Here is a 12,481-nt window from a genome sequence, read left to right as displayed (position 1 = left end):
GCTTCTTTTTTATATTGTTCCCATCAAGTTAGTTGAAGTATCATCCTTAATATTAAAAGACATAGAAATGTGCTATTTAGATTAAAATCTTAATAAATAAAAATCTAAAGAGATTATATGTTCGTTACCGTTCACATAAATGCAGCTAATTTATGTTTGTGTAGGTTTGATTAGATTTAAATCGAAATTGGAATTTAAATTTTAGCCAAATAAAAAAGCCCGTCTAAACAGGCTAATAATTGAACATAAATTTTACGTTTAAGTTTTTGTTATTTCATCTTTTGTTTGATATACGCAACTACTTGAGTTAGCTGTTTTTTCAAGCCGTCAATTTCTGCCTGCATTTTTGCCATTTGTTCGTTAAGTGTATGTATTTCTGTCTCGGAGTTAGGGTATTCAGCAGATGCGGTTCCGTTAGTTCCGTTACCATTAGTTCCATTACTTCCGTTAGCAACAGCAGCCGCAACGGGTTGCATTCGCGGTTGTTTCGCTTTAGCCATTGCTGCTTTAATTGAGCTAATTAGCTGCTTTTGGTCAAAGGGTTTGTTGAGAAATTCAAAATGCTCGAAAGGTTCGGAAATTTTTTCGGTAACTTCTTCTTTACGTCCTGACATTACAACCAAAGGGGTTTTTCTTAAATCTGGCTGAGCCTGGATTTCTTGGTAAACCTCCCAGCCACTCATTTTCGGCAAGAGGAAATCCAGCATAATCAAACTAAATTTTTCTTTGCGGATTAAGTTAAGTCCCTCTAAGCCGTCCTTGGCTTCTAGCACCTGAAAGTTGCCTGGAGGTAACATTTCTCGTACTTTCACCCTGACGACTGTAGTATCATCAATAACTAAAATTTTATTATTTGCCACAATGTTTCGCTCTAAAAGATAATTTAGGTTTAAAATGGCGTTTTCGCCGGGAACGCATACTAGAGTTATCCCACTATATCCAAAATGTATATTAATTGGGGGAGAGTATTTTCCGCGAAAATAGCAATTAGCAGTGTGGTATATAAAACATATTATTCTGAGTATTACTGATTCATTTCATAGCTTGTTCTAAAGTCTGTTTTCCTTTGTCCGTAAGGTTTTAGTAATCGATAAAGGAAATTAATCAACCAGCAAATGGTAAGGTTTTATCGGTAATTTAATTAATTGTTGCGTGTATAAATGACGATTCAACTATAAATAAATTATAAATATGAGTATTAAGACCTACGCACGCAATTAGATAAGACATGATGATTTCAAATCTCTTTATCTAAGAAATCCAGCAGCAATAATGAATTTTGAAGTTGTTTCTAGTTTGAATTACGGTAAGAATAGGAGTTTGATATAAGTTCATCTCGAATTACCTGGATTATTTCAAATCAATACCGCATATTGCTATGACTTCCTCAAAAGCTTCTATTAGATCGGATATGGGAATACCATCGTGGTTGCGTCGTCCTATTGGTAAAGCCAGCGAAATCTCGACGGTTCAGCAGATTATTAAACAGCGGCAAATTCACACAATTTGTGAAGAAGGACGTTGCCCAAATCGGGGAGAATGCTACTCACAAAAAACTGCCAGCTTCCTATTAATGGGACCGACTTGTACTAGGTCATGTGCTTTTTGTCAAGTAGATAAAGGTCATGCACCAATGGCTTTAGACCCGGAAGAACCATTAAAAGTCGCACAAGCGGTACAGCTTTTAGGATTGCGCTATGTGGTGTTAACTTCTGTAGCTCGTGATGATTTAGCTGATGGAGGTGCGAGTTGGTTTGTCAAAACTATGGAGAGTATTCGTCAACTCAATGCTTCTACTCAAATTGAGGTACTGACTCCCGATTTTTACGGAGAAGTGCAGCCAATAGAAATAATTACTTTAGCAAAGCCAGCTTGTTACAACCATAATATCGAGACAGTGCGACGTTTGCAAGGTCCCGTGCGTCGGGGAGCAAAATACGATCGCTCTTTACGAGTTCTGCAAATAGTTAAGCAAATCGACCCGAATATTCCTACAAAATCCGGCTTGATGTTGGGACATGGTGAAACCGTCGAAGAAGTTATCGAGACGATGCAAGATTTGCGTAATGTAGAGTGCGATCGCCTAACAATCGGTCAATATATGCGACCATCGTTAGAACATTTACCCGTGCAAAAATATTGGACTCCAGAAGAGTTTGAGGAATTGGGTACGATAGCACGTCAGATGGGATTTTCTCACGTCCGATCCGGGCCTTTAGTTCGTAGCTCTTACCATGCCGCTGTGGAATAGTCAACTATCTACAGAAGTCATGTTGAGTAGAAAACAGAGCGTTTAGGACTTTTGAGCAATTAATGAAAATCTTTCTAACGAATTTCACGAAAAACGACATCTTTTTGGTATTTGTGTAAGAAGCCCTTAGATTTAGGAGAAAAACGATTATGGCTAAAGTTGGTGCAGATGTTGCTCAATCGGGTGCTAAAGCCCCTTTCCCTTACCGCACATTAATCAGCGCTATTTTATTGGCTGGTAATTTCTTGGTAGCGGCAATTTACTTTCACGTTCTTAATCCTTAATTCAGGAAAGCTGGGACAATTGCTTCACATTTATGCTCAATTTGGGGTGAAATGGAAGTAATTGTTTGTAGTAAGGACTTTAGTCCTTAAATCAGGGGCTAGGGTCACTTACTACAAATTTTGATTGTTTTGTGTAATGAATGTGATGGGTTTACGCACAGGTAACATAATTACAGTTCTAATTCGGCGGTTGAAACCGCTGCTACACAAGCAAAACCCGCCTGCGCGGGTTAAGAGTAAATCAGTGCGTTTTAATCCCTAATAGGGATTAGTTTGAATTTAAACTGGGTAAGGTGCGCCGATCTGCTTTGGAATCTTTTCGCCTCAATTGCTTATCAGTCATGGGATTCAGCGGTTTTTTTCAAAGCCGTTTTTCAACACCCTGCGATCGGCGCAATTCTCTACCACCACTTCAACTGTAAATAACCACGTTCGGATAGTGCTATTTCTTTTTCGCTCAGCCATTCTACGGCTTTGTAAGTCCCAAAAACATGATCCCACCAATCTACTGCTAAACCAAAGTTGTGTTCCCACATCCCATATTTGTGATGTACGTAATGTACTGGCATTTTCATCCAGAAACATTTAGTGGGATTTTCATGCTGCAATTGATGAGCATATGCGGAAAAGGCTGCGTAGACTAAACTACCTAATAACCAACCCAATCCAGCATCCCAAGAATAGAGAAACATTAACAGCATGGCTATTGAACCACCAACTGTGTAATCGCGAAATTCCCAGACTACTCCTTGGGCTTCGTTACGACGATGATGGTCGCGGTGACGTTCACCAATTTTACGGTTGACGTGCATCAGCCGATGCAGCCAATATTCGACTAAACTTGATAGTACGAAGGCGATAATAAAACAAATTATTGCTCTTGAAGCAGTTAATAAACCAGGATTCATATAAAATTTTGCAGGAATATTTCTCTCGTAATTTATCGTAACAATTTCTCAGCGCGATCGCGGAGTAGAGCATTACTTTATTGAGACTTTAGGCATTACTCTTGTTCCCAGTCAGAGCCTTGGGAATACATTGCATTGCAAATTGCTTGGTCAAATTTCGGCTTTCAATTGCGTGGTAATTTCTTGTAATATTTGCGCCACCGACCGGGGTTGCCAACCTAGTTTTTCGCGGGCTTTTGTGGCATCAACTCGCACGCAGCGGTCGTATAGGTAGTGTACGCGCTCTCTCCCTATAGGTGGATTCCAGGAGAATATTTTCCCTATGAAGTCAAGAATATTACCAATTACTCTAACTAATGGTTGGGGAACTTCCACGGGTGTGGCAATACCTGTTTGTTCGCTGATGATTTCAAACATTTCGCGGGAAGGAATTTCACCTGCGGAAATGATAAAGTGTTCTCCTCGTTCCCCTTTTTCGGCTGCTAATATCATCGCACTGACTAAATCATCAACATGAACTACCCCAGTCATGCGATCGCCACCGACCCAAAATTTTAGTTTACCTTGCAAAAATAGTTTAAATACGGGCCCGAAATGGGGGTCATCTGCACCAAAGATACCGGATGGCATGACGCTAACTACGGGGAAACCAATTACAGCATAGTTATCTACTAGCTGCTGTGCTTCATATTTGGTGCTGTCATAGGCTGAGGAAAAGTTTTCTTGGGTTCTTTCAAAGGTTTCATTGACTACTTGACCCTTTGTATCGCCATAAATACCTATAGTGCTGCAATATACCATTTTTGATATTTGCATTTCCTTGGCAACTTCTAAAACGGCTTGGGTTCCTTCGACGTTTACCCGTTCCATTTTTGCCGCATTGACTAAACCTAGTTCGACGAAAGCCGCTGTATGAAACACTGTATCAACGTCTTGCATGGCTTGACGTAGAGCATGGCGATCGCTAATATCTCCCGTAACTAACTGTATTCCTGTATCTTTTAATCGAGATAAATTGCTAGATTTTCGCACGAAACCAACAACCGTATCACCGCGCTGCTGTAGCGCTTTTACTAAGTGCGAACCCGTAAAACCATTGGCACCTGTAACTAGAGCTTTCATAATGCTTTTTCGTAAATTCGGTAAGTCTTGTAAATCTTGCCACCTGCGGCTTCAACTAATTTTCGCGAGGGTGAGTTATCTTCCCATACAAAGGAAAGTTCGGCTCTTTTATAAGGTTTACCTTTTTTAATTCCCCCCTGCATTCCCAAATAAATTAAGCCTAAAGGAACCATTTTACGACGATATTCTGGCAAGCTACAAATCACAATTACTCTTCCTTGGTCAATTTGACGACGATACCAAAGAAATTTGAAAATTCCTAACCAATTTAGTTTACCGTCAACGTGTTTCAAAGCAATATTATAGTCGGGTAAACCCATCCAAAAACCGACCATTTTACCGTTATCTTCAGCAACGGGAAATACATCTGGGTCTACTAATGACTGTAATTCTTTTGCCTCGTCCATAAATTCTTCTTCGGTACGAGTAGTTGAACTATAGTTATTCACAAAGGTTTCAGAAAATAATTCGTACAAACTGCGACAATCTTGCTCAAAACCTTCACCTTTGGTACGGAGAGGACGGAAGTTAATTCCAGATTTACAAGCAATTCGATAACCTTTTTCAAATTTGGGATCTAAAATCAAATCCAAAGGAAAATCATAAGCATAAGCATCATTACCTTTGTAATAACCCGCTTTTTCCATAAAATCTGGATAATAAGGCGGATTATAAGGTGTCATCATCATGGGTGGAACATCAAAACTATCTACCAAAAACAAACAGCTATTATGGGTAGATAAATTAATCGGACCTCTGACAACAGTCATATTGCGATCGCGCAACCATTGACTAGCAGTTTCTAATAAACTATTCGCAACCTCAAAGTCTTCAATACATTCAAAATAACCAAAAATCCCGACATTTTTGCTTTCACTGCTAATTAATCGCTGATTTACAACTGCAACAATTCGTCCTAAAGGTTCGCCGTTTTTCTGCGAAACAGCGATAAACTGCTGAAATTCTCCGTATTCTAGAAAAGGATTATTTTGTGATGCTAATTGCTTAGCTACACTGCTGCGGATCGGTGGAACCCAATGAGGATAGTCTTTGTATACCTTAAAAGGCACATCCAGAAACATTTCCCGCTGTGCGTCCGTAATTACAGCCGATACCTGAAAATTTTGGGTTTGAACCATATTCGGTAGTAAACCTCTACATTTAATTTCAAAAGTTACAGTCTAATTGTCAATTATGCGATTTTTATAGGGTTATTTTAATTATTTGTTTGTAAACGCGAAACCCATGTAGAGACGTAGCACTGCTACGTCTCCAGCAATGTGAAATCATCACGATCCATCATCAAGGATTTGCTACGCTACAACTTGCGCTCTTAGCATCCAACAAAAATTTCAATCTTACCTATATTCTGCGCTAGGTTAATAGTTGAAGTCTTATTAATAATTTCCCGTGCTGCACTGCAAATACCCAGGTGTACTTTTAATTGCTCTCTTATTTTCAACTTTAACAGGCTGTGCAAATACTCCCTTTGCCAAAAATATCGAGCAATCCTTGCAAGCTGATTCTAGATTGAAAGAGAACCCAGCTATTTTTGGTGCTAAACAGGTAAATAATAATGATACTCAACAGCAACCTGCAAAAACCTTACCAGCAGATTTCCCCTCAGATGTTCCTATATATCCGAACGCTGAATTACAGTCAGTTACCCCAAGTAGCGATAATACAGGAAAATTTTCGGCTAGCTGGCTGAGTTCCGACCCCAGTAATTTTATAGTTGATTTTTATAATAAAGAGTTTAGGTCAAATAAGTGGGAAGTTATCAAACAACCCGAAGATGGACAACCGGGGGAATTTATCGCACAGCGAAATAATTCAGAAGTGAAGGTTGACGTTGAACCGAAAACCGTTGCAAATACACAACCGAATCAACCGCAAAAAATTACTGAGTTGGTAATTGAATACTCACCTAGCACCACTTCCCAAACTACCTCAACAACTGCTACAACAAATAATCCTGATTTCATTGGTCCAGTACAACCCGAAGAGACAGCAAAATCACAACCTGCTCAAACCCAAACCACGATTGAGTCGCAATTTGATGATATAAACAAAGCACCCCAAGAATTACAGCCATATATCCAAGATTTAGCCAAATTGGGTGTGTTATCGGTTCCAGCTAATGCTGCTAAAACTGACAGCGCTTCAAACCAGTTTCAACCCAACACCAATATTACCCGTCGGCAATACGCAAGCTGGGTGGTTGCTGCGAATAATGCGATGTACACGAACTCGCCTTCTAAGCAAATTCGCTTACCTGCGGCGGGTGCAAAAAGTATTTTTAGCGACGTTTCCAACACAGACCCAGACTTTGCTGCAATTCAAGGATTAGCCGAAGCTGGATTGATTCCTAGTGCTTTATCTGGGGATTCTACACAAGTTTTATTTCGTCCTGATGCACCGTTAACCAGAGAACAAATGCTGTTGTGGAAAGTTCCTCTGGATAGTCGTCAAGGTTTATCTAACGCTTCCTTAGATGCAGTTAAACAAACTTGGGGTTTCCAAGATGCAGCAAAAATTGACCCCAAAGCCCTACGAGCAGTGTTAGCAGATTATCAAAACGGCGAACAATCAAATATTCGTCGGGTATTTGGTTATACAACCTTGTTTCAACCGAAGAAAGCTGTAACTCGTGCCGAAGCGGCTGCTGGTTTGTGGTATTTCGGTACGGAGAACGAAGGTGTATCCGTAAAAGACGCTTTGAAGTTGAAGCAATAGATACTGGTGCAAAATTCTAGTTTTCTAGTTCCCAGGCTCAGCCTGGGAACTGGTATTTAGAGGCTCTGCCTCGGGTTATGATGAAAGGCAGAGCCTCACACAATATTTTACTAGCCGAATGGAAACAAATAAAAATAAATTTAGAGTAACAAAAGATACTCTTAATCTTTTTTATAAATTCCTATATAATTACGATGTATCTACTTCAAAAATTAACACAGCGGTTATAGCGAAACTAGAATAAATACATAGATTTAGAATTTAAAAGTATAAAATAGTTGTTTACACTGAACCTGTTCGCTAAGCACTTAGTTAGATTAAAACCATAGTGTGAGGAGTAAAAAATGTTAAATCAAAGGCTGAAGGTATCGCTTTCGGCAAGCTTTATTGGTTGTTGTTTTATTATAGGTATCGGTATAGGTTTACTCACTCGTCTTCAAGTAAAAGTACCAACATATAATGCAATTTTAGGAAAAACAACAACAACACCATCAGTATCAAATTCTGTAGAAATCTCAATTGCTAATCAACAAAATCGTGCCAAGTCAATTATTATTCAAGCAGTTGGTGATGTTATACCTGGTACGAATTATCCTAACCAAAGACTTCCAGCGGATTCCAATCAATTAATTCCAAAATCGGTAAGAGCTTATTTGAGCAGAGCAGATTTACTATTTGGTAACTTTGAAACGAGTTTAACTAATTATCCTTATTCAGCCAAAGATATTAGTCGAGGACAGGTTTTTGCTTTTCGTTCTCCACCACAATATGCCAAACTATTTGCTGATGTGGGATTCGATGTATTTAACGTAGCAAATAATCATGCAAATGACTTTGGTGCTGTCGGTTTTAAGGATACTACGAAGAATTTAAAAAACGCTGGGATTGAAACAGTAGGTCATAAAAACAAAATTCTCTTTTTAAACAAGAATAATAATAAAATAGCGATGATTGGATTTGCACCCTATGATTTTTTTAATTCTATTCACGATTTAAAAACAGCCGCTTCACTTGTCAGAAAAGCCAGAGAGCAAGCAGATATAGTAATTATATCGATGCACGCAGGTGCTGAAGGAACGAGCGCTTTACATACTAAGAATAAAACAGAATATTTCTATGGAGAAAATCGCGGAAATTCGATTAAATTTGCTCGAAAAATGATTGATGAAGGAGCAGATTTAGTATTAGGACATGGACCCCATGTACCCAGAGCGATGGAAATGTATAAAGGAAAACTGATTGCTTATTCTTTAGGAAATTTTTTAGGATATCGAACTTTAGCAACTGCTGCACAAACGGGTTACTCGATGATATTAGAAGTCGAAATGAGTCCTCAAGGAAGTTTAGAGAAAGCGAAAATTATTCCAGTACGAATGAATAAACAAGGAATTCCTTATATTGACCAGAATTTTAATACGGTGCGGTTAGTACGCTATTTAAATAAGCATGATTTTCCGGATTCGAGCGTAGAGATTAATCAAAATGGAGAATTGCTCGTAGCGAATCGGAATTAAAGCTGATTTGATCTTCTGGAGGTAGAAGATATATCGTTGTAAGGGAGTAGGGAGTAGGGAATAGGGAGTAGGGAATAGGGGAAGAGCCTTTATATTCTGTTATATAGTTTGATTTATTTCTACGAACCTATTTAGTTTTAGTTGGATGCAATATAAATCCTGACCTCACCCCCTTCCCCTCTCCTTGCTAAGGAGAGGGGTGTCTGTTATCCGGGGGACATAGGACGGGGTGAGGTTGAGACGGTATTTGATCGTAGTTGTGTGGTAACTTTATGGTAATTTTTGTTTGAGAGAATTTCTCGTAAATCTTGATATCAGGGTGTTTATTAAGAATGAACTTGCAAATAAACCGCTTGACCGAGAATATTCATGTTGAATTGCTTCCTAAACTGCAAATAGAAAGCGTCAATCCCCACGACCCGATAAAAGTTTGTCATATACCCTACCCGTGGATGCTTGTTGGTACGGGAAATTATGCAGCGGTAGTTCATCATCCCGATTTTCCAGATTTAGTTGTTAAGATTTACGCACCGGGAAGACCTGGTTTTGAGGAAGAAGTAGAAGTTTACAAGCGTTTGGGTAAACATCCTGCTTTTTCTGAATTATTTTACGCTGAAGATGGCTTTTTAGTTTTGAAACGGCTGTATGGGGTTACGATATGGGACTGTATTCAACTTGGTATTCGGGTTCCGAAGCGAGTTATCCAAGATATTGATCGCGCTTTAGATTACGCTCGCAATTGCGGACTTTTTCCCCACGATGTCCATGCACGTAATGTAATGATGTATGAAGGTAGAGGATTAGTTGTAGATATCTCAGATTTTTTACAACAAGAATATTGCTCTAAGTGGGATAGTTTGAAGAAAGCATATTATTGGATATATCTGCCTTTGATTTATCCTTTAAAATTACGAGTACCGCTTTCTTTGTTGAATTTTGTTCGTAAAGGTTATCGGTTTATTTCTTCTTCGATTAACAGGTTGATGGGGAATTATAAATAAATGTTTTTAGTTATATTTCAAGTTATGGAGACGTAGCAGTGCTACGTCTCTACATTAGTGGTTGTAAAATTTTTAAGGTAATGTTGTTATTTGTGGATGATCGAAATGACTATACATAATTTGGGAAACTTGACGAATAAAGTCTGTAGCTCTAGAATCATGATTCGGTCGCTTGACCATGATTCCTGCTAGATAACGTTTACCGCTGGGAGTCTGGATAATTCCAGCATCTGCAAGTACAAATCTCAAGGTTCCGGTTTTGTGAGCAATTACTGCACCTTTACCTAAGCCAGCAGGTAACATACTATCGTTGTGACAGTGGCGCATTATTTCAAACACTTGGGAATGACTGCGATCGCTAATTAGTTTATTATTGGCTATCAAGGCTGCAAGCTGGACTAAATCTTTTGCACTAGTTGTATTTGTTCCGTTCCCATCAACTAATAAGTTACGAATTACAGTATTTTTTAATCCCCAAGTCTGAAAAGATTGATTTAATTTTGCTTTTCCACCCAAGCGATCGATAATCATATTTGTAGCGGTATTATCGCTAATCGTCATCATTTTTGTTGCTGTTTCTAAAACGGAAAATTTACTTCCTACAGGTTTATCCTGCATCTCTCCAGAACCATCAGTAACCAAATCACGACGCATCACGAGGGTTTCTTGTAAATCAATTCTACCTGCATCTACTTCTTGAAATAACGCAACTAAAATCGGAAATTTAATGGTACTAGCTGCCGAAAATGCTTTACCTCCATTAATATCGAGATAATCACCTGTTTCTAAATCCAGAAAAAACATTCCTGGTTCCAGATAACTATAGCGATTCATTAAATTTTGAATTCTCGTATGAAGCGGTGATATTTCTCTCCCCAAATGAAGCACTCCCGCAAACGAAGAACCATCACTGGGATTTGAAAAGATAGTTTCAGGTTGAGAGGGAGTAAATTTGATTCCAGGTAACGATAAATCCGAACTATTTTCAGCAATTAACTTTTTATAATTATTGTATTTAATGTCACTAACGGCTGCTTTAGATGAGTCAATCGGTTGCTGAGGTAATTTTGCTGCTTTAGCCGGAGCCGATAGCATTACAATACTGGCAAGGCTAAATAAAAACCAGTTCAATTTCATGCGTGTGTGTTGGAGGATATAATTGGATTTACTCACAAAGCTTATCCAGATATTCGCGGTCTTATCCGGATAATCAAGACATCATAGTTTCGATTTGATCGCAACGTCAAGTGATATAAATTACCTTATACAGTCAACTGTTACGCACTACACAAAATTATTTACAAAAAGAATAATATTAATGTGATTTCTTTGTCTACTCCTTACTCCCTTAGCTTCTATAATTTTCTGTTAGGAGAGAAGTAAGTGTATTCGATAAACTTTACTTGTACTGATATCGTAGGTAAAAGTAAGTAGGCTAGGTCTAAATTATTAAAGTTAAGAATTCAGGATAAGTATGAAACAATATGTCTTTAAGGGTAGTAATAGCTAGGACTAAACATACTATAGGATGATGCCAAAATGCTTAATCAAAGAATAAATTATCATAAGTGACTAAATTCTATAATTTAATATTAATCGTGTATGTTTAATTATGAAAAATCTTGTATCGGAATATCAGAATCTCAAGGAAAAACTTAAGTCTTCTCTCGGAACTGCAAATACAATCGAGGAAATAGTTAAAATAGTCCAAGATGAATTAAATCAACTTACGGATCTCAATGGGGAATATATCAAAGAATTGACCCCACCACAAGCACGACTTGCGAGGAATATGTTAGAGGGGATGAAAGCAAATTTGAGAATATTGACTTCGGTTGAATTACAAGACTTAAGTATAAATGTCCCAGAAAAATCTTTTGATATTTCCGAAGTTCAAGCCGAATTCAGTAAAAATATTTTATCTCCTCTCACGACAGCTATTCAAACTCAAAGAAATATTCAAAATTGGACTTCACCTAGTTATTATAAACAGATTTTTTTACAGCCACTACAAAAAAGCCGTGTAGTCGTTAGTAGCTTGTTAGCAGCAGGTTTAGCGGGAACTTTGGAAGGAGGAATTAGCTGGGGTTTGGTGGGAGCAATAATAGGTTTAGTCACGGGAGGTGTGTATAGTAAAGTTGTTAAAAAGCAGTTACCCGATACAGATAATTATCAAAATCAAACTATTCAAAATCAAATTATTCAAAATCAACCAAAAATAACTATAGACATTGATAAATTACTTGCTTATTTATATCAGAACTTTCAATACATAGACCAAACAATTTCCGGTTACGGTTCAAAAACAGAAAAAAACCCAACTGTGGGTTTAGAAAATAATTTAGACTTATTAGAGTATCTTCAAGAATTAATGGCAGATGCGCTAGATGAAGAAACTAAATTACCAATTACAGTCCGCAGACGCATCGAACAAGCAATCACAATATTAAGAAGTTATGGAATTGAAGCCCGGATTTATCAGCCAGATATAGAAGTAGAAAAAGCTTGGAATATGTTCTATTTTGAACCAAGTATCGACCCAGAAGTTACCGATTATGTAACGCTAAAACACGCTTTTGTTAAAGATGAACGAGTTTTATTACCCGGAAGTGTTATCGAACCCGCACCATAGTTTTAGCATCAAAGAAGATTAGAAAGATAGCTA

General features: G+C 38.0%; 11 protein-coding genes. 6 read left to right on the top strand and 5 right to left on the bottom strand.

Annotation, left to right across the window (positions count from 1 at the left end; genetic code table 11):
* Positions 1-269: 269 nt before the first annotated feature.
* Positions 270-860 (bottom strand): response regulator, encoded by a 591-nt coding sequence (locus VB797_RS07640; protein ID WP_323237072.1) that lies wholly within the window; start codon positions 858-860, stop codon positions 270-272.
* A 518-nt stretch (positions 861-1,378) separates the two neighbouring features.
* On the opposite strand from VB797_RS07640, the gene lipA reads away from it, so the two are divergent.
* The gene (gene lipA, locus VB797_RS07635) at positions 1,379-2,251 is read left to right on the top strand and encodes a lipoyl synthase (protein ID WP_323237071.1); all 873 of its coding nucleotides are present in this window, start codon (positions 1,379-1,381) and stop codon (positions 2,249-2,251) included.
* Between the two features lie 149 nt (positions 2,252-2,400).
* Positions 2,401-2,535, top strand: a complete 135-nt coding sequence (locus tag VB797_RS07630) for a photosystem I protein PsaX (RefSeq protein WP_323237070.1) — start codon at positions 2,401-2,403, stop codon at positions 2,533-2,535.
* A 401-nt stretch (positions 2,536-2,936) separates the two neighbouring features.
* Here the strand turns inward: VB797_RS07630 and VB797_RS07625 are convergent, their stop codons facing one another.
* From VB797_RS07625 to VB797_RS07615, 3 genes are all read right to left on the bottom strand, one after another.
* On the bottom strand, positions 2,937-3,443 hold the full coding sequence (locus VB797_RS07625) for a sterol desaturase family protein (RefSeq protein WP_323237069.1): 507 nt from the start codon (positions 3,441-3,443) through the stop codon (positions 2,937-2,939).
* 150 nt (positions 3,444-3,593) lie between these two features.
* Complete coding sequence (locus VB797_RS07620) at positions 3,594-4,565, bottom strand: NAD-dependent epimerase/dehydratase family protein (RefSeq protein WP_323237068.1); 972 nt, start codon at positions 4,563-4,565, stop codon at positions 3,594-3,596.
* The gene (locus VB797_RS07615) at positions 4,562-5,704 is read right to left on the bottom strand and encodes a hypothetical protein (RefSeq protein ID WP_323237067.1); all 1,143 of its coding nucleotides are present in this window, start codon (positions 5,702-5,704) and stop codon (positions 4,562-4,564) included. Before VB797_RS07615 ends, VB797_RS07620 begins: the two co-directional genes overlap by 4 nt.
* A gap of 271 nt (positions 5,705-5,975) precedes the next feature.
* On the opposite strand from VB797_RS07615, the gene VB797_RS07610 reads away from it, so the two are divergent.
* The 3 genes from VB797_RS07610 (at position 5,976) to VB797_RS07600 (ending at position 9,816) form a co-directional block, all read left to right on the top strand.
* Positions 5,976-7,301 carry an S-layer homology domain-containing protein gene (locus VB797_RS07610; protein ID WP_323237066.1) on the top strand — a complete coding sequence of 442 codons (1,326 nt, stop codon included), beginning with the start codon at positions 5,976-5,978 and terminating at the stop codon, positions 7,299-7,301.
* A 344-nt stretch (positions 7,302-7,645) separates the two neighbouring features.
* Positions 7,646-8,815, top strand: a complete 1,170-nt coding sequence (locus VB797_RS07605) for a CapA family protein (RefSeq protein WP_323237065.1) — start codon at positions 7,646-7,648, stop codon at positions 8,813-8,815.
* A gap of 332 nt (positions 8,816-9,147) precedes the next feature.
* A complete protein-coding gene (locus VB797_RS07600) occupies positions 9,148-9,816 on the top strand; it encodes a serine/threonine protein kinase (protein WP_323237064.1) in 669 nt (222 codons plus the stop codon).
* A gap of 72 nt (positions 9,817-9,888) precedes the next feature.
* Here VB797_RS07600 and VB797_RS07595 read toward each other — a convergent pair whose 3' ends face one another.
* Positions 9,889-10,953: a serine hydrolase gene (locus tag VB797_RS07595; RefSeq protein ID WP_323237063.1), complete on the bottom strand. Its 1,065-nt coding sequence runs from the start codon at positions 10,951-10,953 to the stop codon at positions 9,889-9,891.
* 475 nt (positions 10,954-11,428) lie between these two features.
* Between VB797_RS07595 and VB797_RS07590 the strand changes: the two genes are divergently transcribed.
* Positions 11,429-12,448: a hypothetical protein gene (locus VB797_RS07590; RefSeq protein ID WP_323237062.1), complete on the top strand. Its 1,020-nt coding sequence runs from the start codon at positions 11,429-11,431 to the stop codon at positions 12,446-12,448.
* Positions 12,449-12,481 lie beyond the last annotated feature (33 nt).

The sequence above is a fragment of the Rivularia sp. UHCC 0363 genome (assembly GCF_034931125.1).
Taxonomy (GTDB): domain Bacteria; phylum Cyanobacteriota; class Cyanobacteriia; order Cyanobacteriales; family Nostocaceae; genus Rivularia.
Note: the sequence above shows the minus strand (reverse complement) of the source record. Positions and strands in the feature narration are given on the sequence as shown.

Coding starts and splice junctions, on each gene's coding strand:
- lipA (WP_323237071.1), top strand. CDS start 1,379: ATGACTTCCTCAAAAGCTTCTATTAGATCGGATATGGGAATACCATCG.
- VB797_RS07630 (WP_323237070.1), top strand. CDS start 2,401: ATGGCTAAAGTTGGTGCAGATGTTGCTCAATCGGGTGCTAAAGCCCCT.
- VB797_RS07625 (WP_323237069.1), bottom strand. CDS start 3,443: ATGAATCCTGGTTTATTAACTGCTTCAAGAGCAATAATTTGTTTTATT.
- VB797_RS07620 (WP_323237068.1), bottom strand. CDS start 4,565: ATGAAAGCTCTAGTTACAGGTGCCAATGGTTTTACGGGTTCGCACTTA.
- VB797_RS07615 (WP_323237067.1), bottom strand. CDS start 5,704: ATGGTTCAAACCCAAAATTTTCAGGTATCGGCTGTAATTACGGACGCA.
- VB797_RS07605 (WP_323237065.1), top strand. CDS start 7,646: ATGTTAAATCAAAGGCTGAAGGTATCGCTTTCGGCAAGCTTTATTGGT.
- VB797_RS07600 (WP_323237064.1), top strand. CDS start 9,148: ATGAACTTGCAAATAAACCGCTTGACCGAGAATATTCATGTTGAATTG.
- VB797_RS07595 (WP_323237063.1), bottom strand. CDS start 10,953: ATGAAATTGAACTGGTTTTTATTTAGCCTTGCCAGTATTGTAATGCTA.
- VB797_RS07590 (WP_323237062.1), top strand. CDS start 11,429: ATGAAAAATCTTGTATCGGAATATCAGAATCTCAAGGAAAAACTTAAG.